Annotated in this window: 18 protein-coding genes; 10 read left to right on the top strand and 8 right to left on the bottom strand. The window is 53.2% G+C overall.

The annotated features are described in order from the left end of the window. Positions 1-1,613 precede the first annotated feature (1,613 nt). Entirely contained in the window at positions 1,614-2,609 is a 996-nt protein-coding gene (locus CUC55_RS12995; RefSeq protein ID WP_067647873.1) for a glycosyltransferase family 2 protein, read from the bottom strand. 158 nt (positions 2,610-2,767) lie between these two features. On the opposite strand from CUC55_RS12995, the gene CUC55_RS12990 reads away from it, so the two are divergent. Then, positions 2,768-3,523, top strand: coding sequence for an SDR family oxidoreductase (locus CUC55_RS12990; RefSeq protein ID WP_103088123.1), 756 nt, complete (start codon positions 2,768-2,770; stop codon positions 3,521-3,523). A 56-nt stretch (positions 3,524-3,579) separates the two neighbouring features. On the opposite strand, the gene CUC55_RS12985 is transcribed toward CUC55_RS12990, so the two are convergent. Together CUC55_RS12985 and CUC55_RS12975 are read right to left on the bottom strand one after the other, a co-directional pair. After that, positions 3,580-3,942 carry a hypothetical protein gene (locus tag CUC55_RS12985; protein WP_103088122.1) on the bottom strand — a complete coding sequence of 121 codons (363 nt, stop codon included), beginning with the start codon at positions 3,940-3,942 and terminating at the stop codon, positions 3,580-3,582. A 617-nt stretch (positions 3,943-4,559) separates the two neighbouring features. Further along, positions 4,560-5,246, bottom strand: coding sequence for an HAD family hydrolase (locus CUC55_RS12975; RefSeq protein ID WP_103088120.1), 687 nt, complete (start codon positions 5,244-5,246; stop codon positions 4,560-4,562). A gap of 257 nt (positions 5,247-5,503) precedes the next feature. Between CUC55_RS12975 and CUC55_RS12970 the strand changes: the two genes are divergently transcribed. Next, positions 5,504-6,112 carry a J domain-containing protein gene (locus tag CUC55_RS12970; RefSeq protein ID WP_067647858.1) on the top strand — a complete coding sequence of 203 codons (609 nt, stop codon included), beginning with the start codon at positions 5,504-5,506 and terminating at the stop codon, positions 6,110-6,112. 21 nt (positions 6,113-6,133) lie between these two features. On the opposite strand, the gene CUC55_RS12965 is transcribed toward CUC55_RS12970, so the two are convergent. Continuing rightward, positions 6,134-6,808: a TetR/AcrR family transcriptional regulator gene (locus CUC55_RS12965; RefSeq protein WP_103088119.1), complete on the bottom strand. Its 675-nt coding sequence runs from the start codon at positions 6,806-6,808 to the stop codon at positions 6,134-6,136. A gap of 105 nt (positions 6,809-6,913) precedes the next feature. On the opposite strand from CUC55_RS12965, the gene CUC55_RS12960 reads away from it, so the two are divergent. The 3 genes from CUC55_RS12960 (at position 6,914) to CUC55_RS22745 (ending at position 9,047) form a co-directional block, all read left to right on the top strand. Continuing rightward, positions 6,914-8,275, top strand: coding sequence for a cytochrome P450 (locus CUC55_RS12960; RefSeq protein WP_103088118.1), 1,362 nt, complete (start codon positions 6,914-6,916; stop codon positions 8,273-8,275). Positions 8,276-8,467: 192 nt separating this feature from the next. Continuing rightward, a complete protein-coding gene (locus CUC55_RS12955) occupies positions 8,468-8,701 on the top strand; it encodes a BrnA antitoxin family protein (protein ID WP_103088117.1) in 234 nt (77 codons plus the stop codon). A 160-nt stretch (positions 8,702-8,861) separates the two neighbouring features. Beyond that, positions 8,862-9,047, top strand: a complete 186-nt coding sequence (locus CUC55_RS22745; RefSeq protein ID WP_157940953.1) for a hypothetical protein — start codon at positions 8,862-8,864, stop codon at positions 9,045-9,047. A gap of 110 nt (positions 9,048-9,157) precedes the next feature. Here the strand turns inward: CUC55_RS22745 and CUC55_RS12950 are convergent, their stop codons facing one another. Continuing rightward, a complete protein-coding gene (locus CUC55_RS12950) occupies positions 9,158-11,236 on the bottom strand; it encodes a carboxy terminal-processing peptidase (RefSeq protein ID WP_103088116.1) in 2,079 nt (692 codons plus the stop codon). Between the two features lie 187 nt (positions 11,237-11,423). Here CUC55_RS12950 and CUC55_RS12945 point away from each other — a divergent pair, with 187 nt between their 5' ends. The 4 genes from CUC55_RS12945 (at position 11,424) to rsgA (ending at position 13,952) form a co-directional block, all read left to right on the top strand. After that, entirely contained in the window at positions 11,424-11,624 is a 201-nt protein-coding gene (locus tag CUC55_RS12945; RefSeq protein WP_067647842.1) for a hypothetical protein, read from the top strand. A 251-nt stretch (positions 11,625-11,875) separates the two neighbouring features. Beyond that, positions 11,876-12,565, top strand: a complete 690-nt coding sequence (locus tag CUC55_RS12940; RefSeq protein WP_157940952.1) for a CHASE3 domain-containing protein — start codon at positions 11,876-11,878, stop codon at positions 12,563-12,565. 137 nt (positions 12,566-12,702) lie between these two features. After that, entirely contained in the window at positions 12,703-12,879 is a 177-nt protein-coding gene (locus tag CUC55_RS22885; protein ID WP_170063882.1) for a hypothetical protein, read from the top strand. Positions 12,880-12,926: 47 nt separating this feature from the next. Next, positions 12,927-13,952 (top strand): ribosome small subunit-dependent GTPase A, encoded by a 1,026-nt coding sequence (gene rsgA, locus CUC55_RS12935; RefSeq protein ID WP_425352827.1) that lies wholly within the window; start codon positions 12,927-12,929, stop codon positions 13,950-13,952. A 79-nt stretch (positions 13,953-14,031) separates the two neighbouring features. Here the strand turns inward: rsgA and CUC55_RS12930 are convergent, their stop codons facing one another. From CUC55_RS12930 to CUC55_RS12920, 3 genes are all read right to left on the bottom strand, one after another. Further along, positions 14,032-14,178 carry a DUF1127 domain-containing protein gene (locus tag CUC55_RS12930; RefSeq protein ID WP_082760223.1) on the bottom strand — a complete coding sequence of 49 codons (147 nt, stop codon included), beginning with the start codon at positions 14,176-14,178 and terminating at the stop codon, positions 14,032-14,034. Positions 14,179-14,347: 169 nt separating this feature from the next. Then, complete coding sequence (locus CUC55_RS12925) at positions 14,348-15,316, bottom strand: 3'-5' exonuclease (RefSeq protein WP_103088114.1); 969 nt, start codon at positions 15,314-15,316, stop codon at positions 14,348-14,350. 92 nt (positions 15,317-15,408) lie between these two features. Next, complete coding sequence (locus tag CUC55_RS12920; RefSeq protein WP_067647829.1) at positions 15,409-15,669, bottom strand: hypothetical protein; 261 nt, start codon at positions 15,667-15,669, stop codon at positions 15,409-15,411. 121 nt (positions 15,670-15,790) lie between these two features. Between CUC55_RS12920 and CUC55_RS12915 the strand changes: the two genes are divergently transcribed. Further along, a complete protein-coding gene (locus CUC55_RS12915) occupies positions 15,791-16,456 on the top strand; it encodes a GNAT family N-acetyltransferase (RefSeq protein ID WP_103088113.1) in 666 nt (221 codons plus the stop codon). Positions 16,457-16,482 lie beyond the last annotated feature (26 nt).

The raw sequence follows: 16,482 nt of genomic DNA, 5'->3' as shown, positions 1-16,482 counted from the left end.
GATCGCCGCAGGCGTCTGGCCGCCGCGCACCGGAGGTACGGCAACGTTGGTCTGATCAAGGTCCTGTTGAGATTGAAGACCAATACGGCCCAGCAAGGCGAGACGAGTCAGCATCTCCGGTTCCATGTCATTGATGCCATCGGGGAGATGCGCCTGCCCATCGGCCAGAAACGGTATGCGCAGCGACGAGGATTTCATGTCTCCACGGCGGAAAACAAGTGCGGCAAGGGTCTCGCCCGCCCGGGCTATCGGGTCCAGTGCTATCGCATAGGGAAGCATCTGTTTCTTATGCGCAAAGTCCTCGCCATATTTTAGAATAATGGGGCCGTGCGCATGTCTGCACAGCACATCCCAATCCTGCAACGCGGCAAGCGCCGGAGCTGCCAGACCGGCCTCGTATCGGTAGGGATTCCAGAAANGATGATCATACTCAGTTAAAAAAANTGGCCGTCCCAACCAACGTGCGGCGGCTATCGTTCTGAGATAAAGCAGCCCATCCTCCAACGAACTCTTGCCCTGAATGCTGGTGCCGGGAGAATAGGAATCCACCCAATCCTGGTAGGTATTCATCGCAACAGCCTCTTGAATGCTGCGGGTAACGCCGGTCTGAATAGTCGGCCAGTTATTGTACGGAAGGATCACGCCGCGGAAACCAAGCTCGCGCAGCGCCTGCGTCATCTTGTGTGTCGCCCCCTGCTCCACCTCGATGAAAANCGACTGCAAGTCACGCATCCGCTCGCTACGCTCGTAGCGGTTGGTCGGCAAGGCGATGGACCGATCGGTCAGATTTCCCTTTGTTACCCACCAACCCCATTTCTGGATGAGCGCTTCGGACGTCTCATACTTGCGAGAAAGCCATTCATTGAACAGCGGCTTCAGTCGTTCGGAAAACGCAGCGCCACGCACACCTTCCTGCATCATGGAATCGAATTCCAATCCATTCTCATTGAATGGTACGATTGCGACCAGTGCCGGATCACGGACAGGCGCCGTACCTGTGTAAGGATTGACCTTGGCGAGAAAGCGTTTCTGAAATTCAAGCCAGTGATTGAAGTCGGCATCATCGATCTGGGCACCAAGTTTTAGATCGCCTTTCACCTCCCATCGATCGCTAAAACCGCCATGGGCGCCGCGAGAGGAACTGAGGCCATCCATGATCCAATAGATGCCGTTGCGCTTCAACGCTGCGAGCAAATAGTGGATTCGGCCTAAAACATCCGGGTTGAAATCGAAATCTGTTGACCGCCCCTCCATCAAGGCAGCGTCTACATAATGAAAACGGGCAACATTATAACCGTGCATTTTCAATTGAGCAGCGTAGCGGTCGGCTGTTTCGTGATCTGGAAAACCTCCCGACGCCGGGCTCCAGGCAAGGGAAGCACACAGAAAGCGAAGTGGCGCCTCACTGTTTTCAACCTTCGCCAGCTTTCCGGCGGCATTGATGACAATACGACCAGCCTCATCGATCGGCGAATTGGGGAGCATCCCGGAGAAGTCGAGTGGACTGCCGGGTCGAACCTCAAGCGATATGTCTCGCACGGGAAGCCAGTCGGCGGCCCAAATCGGCTGGTAGCTCAGCACTGAGGTGATTAGAATCGCGAAAAANGTACGTTTCATCCGGATTTCAAAAGCCTGCTCTCAATCCACTTGGATGGCGGTTGGCGAGAAGCGAAAAAGCCAAGTGGTAGAGCGGCGGCATGAAAGCACCACGCCACGACCGCATAAAACCCCAAGGACAGACTCTTTTGCTTGATGCTCATCAAAGCGATTGGAAGCAAAAGCGCGCATACAAATGCGATGAAGCCCCCAACAGTATAAAAACCAGCAATCAGACATGCCAGCAAAAACGCCCACCAGACATAGACGCCGAACCATAGCCGAATTTCCGAAAGCTCGTCTGCCAAAGCCTTCAGACGGGATTGCTCCGATCCGGCTCTTAAAAGCTCTCCCACACCGCGCAGATATTTCGAGGACCAGCGACGCGTCAACAGCACGTAAGAATTGATGCTGTGGCCAAAGTGATCCACGAACCGTCTGTCCAGACGGTACAGCGTCCAGCCGCGCATTCGCAGTCGTTGCCCGAGATCGAACTCTTCATAACCATGCAGGTTCCGGTCTGAGAGATATCCAACCTCCTCAATGGCCGTGCGACGATAGAGACCACCGCCATTCAGACGATCCAGAACGCCACTACGATTTTCCGGGGCATTTCTTTGTACGCGCCGGGTGAATTCAAGATTATCAAGGTTGACTTCGTTGACGTGGCCGCTCACCCCCGCCACCCTTGGGTTCTCCCGCAAATACTCCAGCGCAGCCGGTAAAAATGTTGCGTCCAGCAACATGTCTCCATCCATCAGACAGATGAATTCACCTTTGCTGTACTGGAAACCAAGCTGGGGCCCGACGCCGCAGCTTGCCTTGGCAGGAGCCTGGATTTGCGCAATGACAACCGGATAGCGGGATGCGATTTCGACAGTTTTGTCACGCGATCCGCTATCGGCAACAATGATTTCCCCATCTATGCCAGACAGCGCCGTCAGGACGCTTTCGATAGCGGAGCCAATCCGCTTTTCTTCGTTCAGGGTTTTAAGGATGACCGATATCTTCAAATCTCTACCCTGCAACTAAGAAGCGATACTTTAAAATACATATTCCTTACAGAACGTATATCAAACTTTTCTTAAATGCTTAACAGCTGAGGGACAATCGATGAAGACAAAGATAGACTTCGGTGAATGGCAGATGAGACGCCGCTTCGGGAGGCAACATGAGCATCGAACTTTTTAACCTGACAGGCAAGCGCGCCCTCATCACCGGCTCGTCGCAGGGCATCGGCTATGCCCTGGCGCAGGGACTTGCAGCGGCGGGCGCAGACATTATCCTGAACGGTCGCGACGAGGCACGGCTGGCCGCAGCGGCCGAAACACTCCGGGCAAGGCATGCGCTTGCCTTTGATGCCACCGACCATGAAGCCGTGCGGTCGGCTATCGACGCTTTCGAGGAAAAGATCGGCACAATCGACATTTTGGTAAACAATGCGGGTATGCAACACCGCACGCCGCTTGAAGACTTCCCGGCCGATGCATTCGAGAGACTGATGAAANCCAATGTCTCAACCGTTTTCAACGTTGGACAGGCCGTGGCCCGTCACATGATCAAACGTGGCGCGGGCAAAATTATCAATATAGCCAGCGTTCAGACGGCACTAGCCNGGCCGGGTATCGCGCCCTACACCGCCACCAAGGGTGCAGTTGCCAACCTCACAAAAGGCATGGCCACTGACTGGGCTAGATATGGCCTTCAATGCAATGCGATCGCACCTGGATATTTCGATACGCCACTCAATTCTGCACTGGTGGCCGACCCTGCATTTTCAACCTGGCTCGAAAAGCGCACTCCTGCTGGACGCTGGGGCAAGGTTGAAGAGCTTGTCGGTGCGTGCATCTTTCTTGCATCCAACGCCTCGACATTCGTCAACGGACATATTCTTTATGTCGATGGTGGTATCACGGCGTCACTCTGAACCATGGCTGGATAATCCAACTCACGACAAGGCGACACCGTGATTTCAAGGGATAATCAGGCGTCTACCTTTTCTGCGACCTCATCCAGCAAAAANTGTACGATCACATATTTNGTCTGATACGGCGTTCCGCTATCTGATACATCTTTTNCGATTCCGCCATCGACTGGATGCCAGTTTTGATAGTGGGGATTATTGGCGATCAAAGTAATCGCCTTACCGGCAAACCTGCCCTGCAACCTATAGCGCGCCTCTGCAAGAGGCCAGATCCGTTCGTAATCGGCTTGGGTCATACGGACTTTCAGGGATTGGCGGGTAACGGGTCCGCCATAGGGTTCACCCGATGGGTCTGTCGCTGGAACCTTTAGCGTGACCTCCTCCGCATCGGTCAGAATGGAATTAAATTCATCTGGCCACATCCGTCTCATGAAATGCTCCTCCCAAGCGCTTCTTCGTCAGAATGATACTATAACGGGTCTTCGACGGCGCGCAATCATGATCTCATCGAGGAGGCGAGGCATTCACGCGAACGCAAAAGTACCCTGGTTGACTGAAGAAATCTGCGTGGTGACGCGTTGTCTCAGGGCCACGCGGAATATGACATTGTCTGCGCCTGCAATGTCATGTGCGATATTGAGGGCGCGATAAAAATCGATCTCCTTTTCGACAAAGCCGGTAATGACGACGCATCGGCCATCGGCCTGTACCGCAATATCGTGACCGGAAAANTTCGGCAGATAGCAAATTTCCGCTTCAATGGCAGCACAACGAGAGACAAGGCTGCTTCCCATACCGAAGCTGAAGGTATTGCTGTCATAAACACTGCTCAAAAACATCGCCGTCTCCATCGCGAACATGAATGTATGATGAACAAGTGATCATCGTGCATTCTCGTTCCCGTGAAGCGCATCAAAAGACTTTTCCAAGCAAAGAAAGCTACCGCGCGTGGAAGTGACGATGCATTCTTCAGCTTTTAGCTGACGAAAGATAGACACGTTGTCCGGTTGACTCCCAACCACTTCATCGCGCGATCATATTATGCAGGCGAATAAGTACTGCCAGCCGCGGCACCGCGTAGCTTCGCCCATAACCGATCATCGGTGAAATCACTGATGACGTCTGACGCTCCATTTTGTCTCAAAACAGCGTCATCCAACGCACCTCTCATTCCAAAGGTGTAAATCCNGGCGCCGGAAGCAGAGCGAATGCCAGGCGCTGAATCTTCGAATGCAACAGCCGACTCTCGTTCGACGCCCAAACGCCGCATGCCTTCAAGATAAGGATAGGGATCGGGCTTGGCATTCGGCAATTCGTCACCGATGAGGATGTGGTCCATCAAATGGATAATCCCGAGACCACCGAGCATTTTTTCAGCATTTTCCCGTGGCGCATTGGTCACCACGCAAATGCCGAGGTCATTGTCCTTTACCCAGTGAACAAGATCGATGAGACCGGCCTTCGGCTCAAGCGGTCCTGTTAAACTTTCACGGAAAAACTTCTCCTTGCGCTCCCCCAGAGCAAGGCGCTCAGGTTTCGGCAGGTCAGGAAACAAATCAGCCATGATGGCATCAATCGAAGCCCCCATGATTTNGGTCATATAATAATCTTCGGTAATCGATCTGTCGTAATCGGCCAGCAACCGTTGAAAAGCAGCGATATGAAGCGGGTCGGTATCCAGCATCGTGCCGTCGAGATCAAAANGTAGGCTTGTTTTACCTGTCATCAACTATTCCTTGGGGTAGACCTGAACTCACAGCACTGTCATTGGCAAATGCCGGAAATCGCACAAGAAGCGATACCAGACCATTAATTTCTACGCTTATCAATGGCGCCGAGGCCGTCCATAATAGGTATATCGGCCCTGAACTCCTGGCGGTTTTAGAGAGTTTCGAACGGCCCTTTATCGACCTCACAAAAGCCGCATGACTTCACTGCGCGCAAACCCTTGCCTTGATAGCTCACTGCGTCCATATAGGCGCTATGACGGTTGATTCAAAAATATTCGTTGGGCTCAAATCTGCGCGCAAGAAGTCCGCTAGCGTAAGCGAACCCACAGGTCCGAAGTGCCAGTGGGACGGGTGCGAAAAGGTTGGAACCAATCGCGCCCCTGTCGGGCCCGGTGGTGAAGGTCTTTATCTGTTGTTCTGTCTTGAGCACGTCAAGGAGTATAACAAGGGCTACAGCTTTACGACTGCCCCTTCGAACGCGGATGTTGCGCGCTATCAGAAGGAAGCGGCGACGGGTAGCCGTGCGACGTTTGGAACGCGGGTTGATAAAGCCACCGAAATGCCGATGCCATCGACAGTCCGCTCCGGCTCTGCAAAAGCGTTGAATGCCCGCAAGACCGCAGCACAACGGCAGGCGCAAAAGGTAGAACTGCAAAAACGAAAGCTGAAGGTGCTCGAGGCCAAAGCCTTCGAAACGCTCGATCTTTCCTCTGAGGCGACACCGGAAGAAATCAGGACGCGCTACAGGGAACGGTTGAAAATGCACCATCCCGATGGCAATCAAGGTGACCGCACCTCTGAAGACGCCCTTCGCGCCACGATCGAGGCGCATAAAATTCTCAAACTGAATGGCTTTTGCTGATCAAAATAGACAAGAGAGTCGTCAATGGGTTGACGGCTGCCCGAGCATGGTCTGAAGCTCGTTCTTTGCCTCATCTGACAGATATGGCCGAAACAGGCTCGCCACCTGATTGAGCCCCCACTCAAGGTTCTCAGGCGCCAGTTCATCGACCCCTTCTTGGAGGTTGAGATAAACCGCCCAATAGGTCGATACGATCCAGACATTGGCCAGAAGTTGAGGCACCTCTTCGTCCGCTATAGAAATGAGCTGCGCTTGTCTCATCTTGCGAAGATTATCTTCAACGACAAGCCGCATTCCCAGACTGAGCGCACGGATTGGCTCTATAAGAGATGGAGCAATTGCGATGATACCCGGTAGATCGCGGAACATGTATCGATGTGCCCAAACGATCGAAAACCAACGTCGCAAAAACTGCGAGTAAATTCCAGCCTCGGCGGCGGAACTCAGGCTGGCTTGTGTCATGAACTGGGTGGCGTCCGACTCCAGTTTTTCAAATAATGCTTTNAAAAGCGCCTCCTTCGTTTTGAAGTGGTAATAGAGATTACCTTCATTGATGCCGACCGTCCGGGCAATCTGCGCCGTCGTCACGCGATCCGGGCCCATCTCATTGAACAAANCGAGCGTAGCATTCAAGATACGCTCTCGTGTGCCGACGCCCTTTTCGCTTCCTCTGTCTTTATCCAATGTCTTCGGCATGCACGCCCCTTGCATTACTAAGGTACTCACCTTAGATATTTGAGGTAAATACCTTAAATCAGGTATCCCATCGGTGGCTGGCAATCAAGGATATGACCCGTGGATATGACAGATATGACCGACCACAAACTGAAGAAAAGCTTCCCTCTGACGCGGCAATCGACACTCGGCGCGCTTGCCGCGATCGTGCGAAACCCGTTGGACGCGATTCCGCCATCAATCTTTACAGAACCGCTCGTCTTTTCGAAGACCGCGGGCGATATGAAGGTTTATCTGGCAGATCCAGTGCTCATCCATGAGGCATTGGTAAAGAACGCGGATGCTCTAGAAAAAGGCGAGCAGGTACGACGCGCTTTGGGGCCAGCTCTCGGCCAGGGCTTGCTGACGTCTGATGGGNCTCACTGGAAATGGCAACGGCAGTCGGTCGCTGGTGCTTTTCGCCATGACAAACTGCGAGAGCTGCAGCCGGTGATGATCGCTGCGGCGGAACGGACCCGGGACAGGTTGGCGGCAGTGCATGGTCGCACGGTCGACATCGGCCATGAGATGATGCGTACCACCTTCGATATCATTGTCGAAACGATGATGTCCGGCGGTTACGGTATCGATGTTGATCGCGTCGAGAGTGGTATTTCCGATTTCCTCAAGCCGACGGGCTGGAGTTTCGCACTCGGCCTTTTGAACGCACCGGAATGGATACCCTATCCCGGAAAACGCAAGGCGAAAGCAGCGGTTGAATTTCTGCGAACCAGCCTCATGGGCGTGGTCGAAGAAAGGCGAAGAACCCCTAGTGATCGCCATGATCTGGTAAATCTGCTCCTCGCTGCATCGGACCCGGAAACAGGTCGGACAATGTCCGACGCCGAAATCGTTGACAATCTGATGACTTTCATCACGGCAGGTCATGAAACAACGGCGCTTGGTCTTGCATGGACACTGGACCTGCTCGCCAGAAACCCGGCGGTGGAGAACAAAGTATGGGCCGAACTCCAAGCGGTTACGGAGGGGCAAACAGTCACTGCCGAACATATTGCTGGGCTCGCCTATACGCAGCAAGTGTTTTCCGAAGCGATGCGCCTTTATCCACCTGCACCTATCATCACCAGAGCCGCGCTCAAGGACTTTCAGCTGGGTGATTACCTGATTCCGAAGGGCACTGTGTTGATCGTGCCGATATATGCGGTTCATCACCATGCCAGTCTCTGGCCGGACCCTGACGTGTTTGATCCTGATCGCTTCGGTCCTGATACGGCAAAGACCAGGCATCGATATGCATATATGCCTTTCGGCGCAGGTCCTCGAGTGTGTATCGGAAACGCTTTNGCGATGATGGAGGCGACGGCCATTCTGGCAGTTCTGCTACAAAAATTTCGACCCGTTGCCATCGCACCGAAGGCTCCTATGCCGGTCATGAAGATAACGCTCCGTCCCAGAAACACACTCACCATGAGGCTCGTTGCCCGGTGATGGCTGGCTCACGTCATATTTTTCTCCCACATCGGCTGCTTTTAATAATCAGTCGACCGGGTGGAATTCAGGTTTGCCGCGAAAGGTTATAGAGCTTACTGGTGGCATGAGGTGGGAGAGCTTTATCGAGTGTTCCCGCCTAACATCCGAGCCGCAGATCGAAAATCAGGCGCCTTATTTCAGGATAAACACATGACAAAAACACCGCGTAGACCCGTGAACGCAATGGACGCCGCAGAGGCCTTGTTTAAACCCGCCAAAAAACCTGCGCCCCCTGCCCCGGAACGACCAGCAATTCCAAACGGCAAGGAAATGGTTTCAATTCGCATCGACAATGACATTCTCGCATTTTTNCAGGAAGATGGCCCTGGTTGGCAGGACCGAATTAACGACGCATTGCGCGCGGCAATCAAACTCGAACGCTGAACAGCAATCTATTTGCTGCACTTATTGCTCTCCTAAGTTGAAGATTTCCATCCCAAGCTGGACGAGGCCTCCATGGTGGTATAACCCTTCCATGTGACCATCATCGGCTTGATTCAATGATACAATCAAGTCCGGAATAGAATCGAGAAGGGTTATAAAAGTGCTTTCACTTCCAGCTATCTTGGGCATTTCAATCGGCGCCGCTGGCTTTGCAGCTTTTAGCCGCAAAAACAAACCTTGGAGTACCCTAAAAAGAATTTGCTATTTCGTTGCCGCCACGATCGGCATTCTGATTGTGATGCTGGCTGTGAATTTTGGCCTGTATTATGCCGAGCTGAAGTCCTGACTATCAGGTGGAAACCGGGCACTTGGGTGCAGTATTGAGTTCGAAACAAAAACGGCCTGGAAATTTCCAGGCCGTTTTTGTTTTCGGAATAAAACTCAGTGCGACTGTGGCTATCGCGCAGCCTGAGACAAATCCACATCGTCAGCGACGATTGCAACGGCTTCATCCCGCAGAACGTCTTTTGCATTTTTCCTTGCGTTTTCAATCGCAAGATTGGCGCTCAAACTACGCTCATTCGCTTGCAGACCATCATCCTCATTCCGTAGGACACCGTCGTCTGCCTGCTCACGCGCCTTGAGGCGACTTGCAAGAGCCGTCATTTCATTTCTGCGTTGGGTCTCGTTCAAAGAGATCGTGCGCTTTTCTCGTTGGGCCTTGAGATCGGCAACGTCTTCCACGAAACGCTGGAAAGCCTGATCGTCTTTGATCCGGGCTTCATGGCGGGTGCCAAGTTGCGGCAACAGCTTTGCCATGTTGTCGTTGGCCGCATATTTGGCAGGCTTGATCTCAACAAAAGGCAATGCATTGTCATAACTGGATTCACCCAGAAGCTTGGGATCCGAAAGCCCCGGCAGACTGATGTCTGGCGTCACACCGCGCAACTGGGTCGTACCACCGTTGATGCGGAAGAATTGCGCGATCGTCAATTTCAGCTGGCCCAGCTCCGGTGTGCTCTTTCGCGCTACCCTGTCGAGATCGACCACAGTCTGCACGGTGCCTTTGCCGAAGCTCGGTTCACCGATAATCACGCCGCGCCCGTAATCCTGGATTGCTGCGGCAAAAATTTCCGATGCCGAAGCGGAGCCGCGGTTGATTAACACACCCAGCGGACCTGCCCAAGCGGGTGCGGAAAGATCGTCGCTTTCGACCTTGATGTTGCCTTCTGCATCGCGCTGCTGAACGATTGGGCCCTTGCCCACGAACAAGCCGGTCAAATCAATTGCCTCAGCCAGCGAGCCGCCGCCATTGTCACGCAGGTCGATCAAGACGCCATCGACTTTCTCACTCTTCAGTTCGCCAAGGAGCTTGGCGACGTCACGGCTTGCGCTTCTATAATTCTTGTCGCCATTTCGCCGGGCGTCGAAATCCTCATAGAATGTCGGTAGCGTGATAACGCCTACCTTGCGCGTGACACCGTCTTTTACAACGGGCAGAACGGTTTTCTTCGCAGCCTGTTTTNCAAGACTCACCTTGTCGCGTACAAGGTTGATCGTGCGGTGGTTTCCATTTTCTCCAGCGTCTGCTGGCAAAATGTCGAGACGCACGATGGAATCTTTTTCGCCGCGTATCATCTGAACCACTTCATCAAGCCGAGTACCGACGACCTCCTTGACGGCACCGTCTTTGCCCTGACCGACGCCGATGATACGATCACCCACCGCCAGCTTGCCGGACAATTGCGCCGGGCCACCGGCTACCAACTCTCTGATTGTCGTATAACCGTCTCGCTCCTGCAAGACTGCGCCAATACCGACGAGCGAGAGCTTCATCGAAATGTCGAACTCGTTAGAGGCTGCTGCGCTGAAATAGTCCGTATGCGGATCGACAGCCGTTGTGTACGCAGCCATGAATGTCTGGAACACATCGTCACTCTTGTAGGGATAAACGCGTTCCAGAATATTCTTATATCGTTTGTCGAGCGTATCGCGAATGGCAGCATCGGCTTGACCCGCCAGTTTCAGACGCAGCCAATCACTTTTGACCCGCTTGCGCCAAAGTTCATGACTTTGCGCATCCGATTGTGCCCAAGGCGCATCCTCTCGGAAGATAGGGTAATCCTCCTGAACGCTGAAGTCGAAACCCTGCTTGAGCAGGCTTCGCGCGTAGGTCATCCGATCAAGGACGCGTTGCGTGTAGACATTGAAANTCGAAANTGGAATATCGAGATCTTCATTCAGAATGGCATCATCGATACTGGTGCGATCAGCCATGAACTTGTCGATGTCGGCCTGCATGAACAACATGCGGTCTGGGTCCAGCGACCTGATGAACTTGTCCATGATTTTCGTCGACAGAACATCATCCAGCGGAACAGGCTTGTAGGCATAGCGCCCCAGGAACTGAGCGCTTAAATTTGCCGCCTCGGCTTGGCTTTTTGAAGGTGCCAAAACAGGAGGAGGTGCGACCTCCTGAGCAAATGCAGAGGACGCGACCAAAATCAAGCCGACTAAACCGTACTTCATGCGCATTCAGCGTTATTCCTTGTTGGCATCTCGAACCATATTGCCTCATCCTAAAGAGCAATTATGATCTTTNCACAAGTATGCATTGGATGTTTCCGCGAAAAGGACGAGATCTTGGTTCGCTATCACGCGAGCAAACAGATACAGCACGGCTGTAAGAGACAGCCACGGAGAAGAGAAAATTATAAAGATAATGGTATTACTGCACAGCGCGCAGGGCATGGAGTGGCAGTCTCCGCCGAAAGGCACGAGCCTGAAGACATTGGGCGAAGCTGAAGAGCAAGGCTTCATTCTTATCCGTGGCGAGTTCCAAAAACGACAATTCCGCCTGACCAGTCTTGGTTTCGAGTATGTCGAGCGCGACAAGAGACGTCTGGAAGCGCGCAGACTTTAATCTGATGAGTCCGACGGGAAATGTGCTTACGAAACTGGACCACGCTTTNCATCTTGATGAAAGGGAACCGACAACAGCTGTGGCCGGTTTCACGGCGGATCGTCGTGCCGCAAACCTCAAGTGGCTTCTCAAGAGATGTTTAATCGTCAACCGATCCTAAAATGCCCGTGGATAAGCCTAGTGCTTTTGAACAGGGCCGTTCCGGCACCGTCAATCTGACGAAATCGCATTTGGAAATGATGAGGCGCAGCATGGGACAAAGGGACGGATGGTCGTGGCAATCACTGCGTGAAAATTATCTGACCATACCAACGTTGTTGCGTTCGATACCGATCGGCGTCGTTATCGCTGCCGGGGTTCTTGCAACGACGTGGACCCACAATCTTCTAAGCGATCACCAGGACATGGTTGTTCATACCTACGAGGCAATCGACAAGACGAAAGACGTTCTTATCGCGTTGGATGACGCTGAAACTGGACAAAGAGGTTATCTGGTCAGCAGCGACCGACGCTACCTTGCCCCGTATGAGGGTGCGCTGACGCGTCTGAAAACGTTGGAAAGCGAGCTGCTGAACAGGGTATCCGATAACTCCAGCCAGGTTGAGAGGGTCAAACAGCTGGGCGGACTCATCGATAGGAAGCTGGCTGAACTGAGCCAATCCATAAAGCTTCACGACGCGGAAGGCGCTGAAGCCGCACGGACTCAGGAAATCGGATACATGGCAGAGGCCACAATGGATCGAATTCGCGAGGTCATCCGCGAAATTACCGATAGTGAGCGCAATTTGGTGCAGACCCGCCAAGCGGAAGTCGACGCCGACGAACTTCGGGTGCGATTGGTAGCGATCGTGGTCGGACTGGCATCGTTTCTCACCCGCGCCGGCGTCGAAATCTACCTGACACGGAAACGGCGCTCACCTGGCAACGACTTGTCGCTTTGACCTTGCGACCTGCCTTCCGCCTCAGTCAGCTCGTTCGTCTTTTGTGCAAACACCTGCTAGAACGATAGACGGCTGATTATGAGGTTTTGGTATCATCTTCAGAGTTTTAAACACTGGACCGAATCTGGAGAGCATTCATGGGCTGGAAAACACCAAAGTTTGAATATGTGAATGGGTACAAGATCGTCGAGATCGACGGACCTGCCTTCAAAGTCTACGATGGTGACCAACAATTGGGAGACCATTTCCCCTATTCCGGCGAGGCCGCTGCCTACGCAAACTCTTTGCCAAAGCGAGATAGTCAGCGCAGCTAGGCGGCGAGCCTGCAGCATAACCGTCAAACTCTGCCAATGAATGCGAAGTGAAATTGACAAACACACCTCTTCACTCAGGCTTGGAATCTCTTGGTTGGTCCAGCTTTTTCGCGGATCAGGTCAAGCCATCAGAAGCAGACCTCGCGCCCAGACGCGTTGCATCGGTCCACAGGGGACGCATCGAGGCGATTGACGCAACTGGGCCAATCAAGCTCGAACTACCTGACGCTAACACGGCTGACTTTGCGGTGGGCGATTGGATACTGGCAGATCCTCTATCCGACATGTTCGTCAAGAGGCTCGAGCGAAAANCAGTTTTNCAGCGGCGCCCCGAGGTCGGACGGAGCCGACAACTCGTTGCAGCCAATATCGACACACTGTTGATCGTCACATCGTGTAATGCCGACTTCAATATCGAACGTCTGGAGCGCTACCTGATCATGGCAAACGAGGCCGGAAGCAAACCGGTCATCGTTTTGACGAAGGCTGACACCGTAGACGATGCCGGGCAGTTTCAGGTCGAGGCCCAGAGTTTGCAACGTGACCTTCCTGTCATCGCTGTGAATGCGCGCTCTGCCGATGCACGCGCCCTTTTAAGTCCATGGTGCGGCGTCGGCCAAACGATTGCTTTGGTGGGTTCCTCGGGGGTTGGAAAGTCGACGCTTGTGAACAGTCTCACAGGACTTGAATCGCACTTGCAGCAGAAAACCGGAACCATTCGCGAATATGACGCGCAAGGCCGTCACACCACCACCGCGCGATCACTGCATGTCATTCCAGGTGGTGGTCTGATGATAGACACGCCGGGGATAAGAACGCTCTTCGTCAGCGACGTCACGGATGGGATCGAGACGCTTTTCTCGGACATAACGGAACTGGCACCGCTTTGCCGATTTCGTGATTGTACCCATGCGCATGAACCTGGCTGCGCGGTTCAGGCTGCGGTCAAAAGCGGTACTCTAGCCGCTGATCGCGTTGAACGCTGGCGCAGCCTCGTTTCGGAAAACCGTGACAGAACGCCTGTTGTCAGCGGCCCACGCGGCAACAAGATTGCTCACAAGAAAAAATATTGAAGCGGCCGTACCAACAGACACGGAAACGCCCGCGTCGGCAGCGGGCGTAAGGTCGATCCGGTATTAGGCAAACAGTTGTTCAGCGAGCAACCGACTGGCGAGCGACGCTGTAGATGTCGGCGCGGTTGATGCCGAGATCGTTCAGTTCTCGTGAGCTCATCCGGCCCAGTTCAGTGACAGTCTGGCGATACTTGCGCCAGTTATTAAAAGTGCGTGCTGCGTTCATGATGATCCCCTTTCGTGAGGTCTCTTGACGCTAGCCACCTGCTTCGGTTCCAACGTCGTTTCGATGATCTCGATATAGGTGTTCAAAGCTTATCGATAAGACGCAAAGCATCATGCCGGCCATGCGTTCACAACATGGGTCGATACGCTGATCGATCAAAACGAATGCATCACGCCCGGAAACGTTCAAAGGCTGTTAGGTGCTTGAGAGGTGGATCGGCATCAGGATGGCGATAGATTTCTGCTCTGAGATAGTGGAGTTCTTCGTCAAGCGCTTCCTCCCCGATCTCGATCCACCATGCTTTGGGGCGACCGTCTGTTCCGTCAGACCAGCGATAGCCTCGTGATTTGAGGTTGTCCTTGAGATCGAAGGGGCTGTTCTCTGCAAATATACGCACACGCGACCTCTGGCTTGCTTGGTACAATTCGGCAAAGGCGGTGGATGCGGGGGCGCTGACGTCCCGAGCCAGAACCTCCAGAAGTGCAAANCAATCATCAACCGCCCGATGGCCGTCATGGAAGTAACCCGCTTGACCGATGAGGTAGGCCAGCTTGGTGCCCTCATATCCCCGTGCCGACCAGTCGATTTCGGCATTGGAACATGCCCATGCCTTCCTTTGAAACAGAGGAGAAAACGTCTCGCAAAATGGCCGGTCGAAACCAGCATTGTGAGCGATGATCAGATCAGCCGGTTCAACAAGCGTTTGCACCATTGCCATATCTATAACATGGCCAGCAACCATATCGTCAGTAATGCCGGTGAGCCGTGTGATCTCCGGCGGTATGGAAACGCTCGGCTGCCGTAAACCACCATAGATGCCGGTGACGTCACCAATATTTCCTGTCGCATCGAAAGTGAAAGCGACCAGACCAATTTCGATGATCTCATCCTTGCGGGCACTAAGCCCGGTCGTCTCGGTATCGAGAATAATACCCCGCAGGGGAAATTCTGGACGCACTGACTGTGCAATCGTCCGCGGCACTAGTTTTNGCAATATCCTGTAGCGACCTGTCTCCAAGAGATGCCGAACCATGGCATCCTCGCCCATCGGCTGCGATTTTGCATATCTGGAGGAAGTGCGTGGGGGCGCTCGGTCACACGAAGGCTGCTCCGAAAACATATCAAACTGGTCTGTCATCTTACTTCTATCGCCTCATCGCTGACTGCGACCTTCGCAACACGACAGGGTGGCTCTGGAGCATGTGCGGCCAAAAACGGCAGCACATAATATCAATGAACTTGAGTCTCTTCGCCTTCAAGGAAGCTGCGAATCCCGTCTTTTTCGCATGTGGCTAGAAATTCTTCCCACGCATCCTTATCAGTTGCAAAAGGCTCTTCCCATGACGTTACATCATCCTGCTCTGTGACCACCTCCATTTGCCAATCGTTATTTGTTCCGGCAGGCCGAAAGATGTCGACAAGCACTGTAATGCCGCCATCTTCGAATTCGCCTGAAAATTCCGAATGTTCAAGCTTTAGTTTTTTCGGCATATCAGCCCNTGTATCGCACTAAATAATTTCAAGCTTGCCGTTTTAACGGCTCGACGCCTGGATGTCGACAGCAGCGTACCCGCGGCGACGGTAACACAAGACGAAACGGAGCCGGAAATCGATGGGGATAACGACCTCCCGCTTGACACTACCGGCTCCAACATCAGAAAAACGGAAAGGCCAATCGCTTGGGGGACCGGTCATTTCTTTGTTGGATACCCACACAACACACTGGTTGGCAGACAACGCGCCAGCCGAAACGCACACGGAAGCAAGAGCCTTCTGTTTGCGCATTATCAAGGAATTCTACGACATCGACTATACCCCTGCGTGGCATGCCGATCTGGATTCTATGTTGGGGCCAACATCGTGTAATTGGTTTTCGACAGAGCGTGGCGGAGGCTTTCTCCTAGTCCGAAATGAGCGAGGAGCTATCGTTGCGGCTGGCGGCTTCTACGGCCTCTTAAACAAACCATCGACGGCAGATCGATTGTACGACCGTTATCGCGATCCGACCCACGTGTGCCAAATCGTTCGAGTATATCTGGACCCTCTGATCCGTGGAAAAGGACTAGGGACGGCAATGGCGAAGGCTTTGGAAACAGAGGCGCGAAACCTGGGCTATGTCACATCATATCTTCATGCCGACGCACAGACGCCCAACACACTCAGCTTCTGGAAGAGCTTGGGTTACCGGGAGTTCGGTCGCTTTTCGTACCCCTCCCNAAACGGCATAGATACCAGCGTTGACTTCGAAAAACCCNTGAGCGCGATCAGTGATGATTGAAGATTTTTTGTTGAGTGTGGCAATCA

Origin of the sequence: Agrobacterium bohemicum (assembly GCF_002896715.1) — a bacterium.
GTDB classification, from domain to species: domain Bacteria; phylum Pseudomonadota; class Alphaproteobacteria; order Rhizobiales; family Rhizobiaceae; genus Agrobacterium; species Agrobacterium bohemicum.
Note: the sequence above shows the minus strand (reverse complement) of the source record. Positions and strands in the feature narration are given on the sequence as shown.

What these genes read in the sequence shown, in the direction of transcription:
- CUC55_RS12945 (WP_067647842.1), top strand. Translation starts at nt 11,424, where the DNA reads ATGGTATTACTGCACAGCGCGCAGGGCATGGAGTGGCAGTCTCCGCCG.
- CUC55_RS12930 (WP_082760223.1), bottom strand. Translation starts at nt 14,178, where the DNA reads ATGAACGCAGCACGCACTTTTAATAACTGGCGCAAGTATCGCCAGACT.
- CUC55_RS12940 (WP_157940952.1), top strand. Translation starts at nt 11,876, where the DNA reads ATGGGACAAAGGGACGGATGGTCGTGGCAATCACTGCGTGAAAATTAT.
- CUC55_RS12970 (WP_067647858.1), top strand. Translation starts at nt 5,504, where the DNA reads ATGACGGTTGATTCAAAAATATTCGTTGGGCTCAAATCTGCGCGCAAG.
- CUC55_RS12920 (WP_067647829.1), bottom strand. Translation starts at nt 15,669, where the DNA reads ATGCCGAAAAAACTAAAGCTTGAACATTCGGAATTTTCAGGCGAATTC.
- CUC55_RS22885 (WP_170063882.1), top strand. Translation starts at nt 12,703, where the DNA reads ATGGGCTGGAAAACACCAAAGTTTGAATATGTGAATGGGTACAAGATC.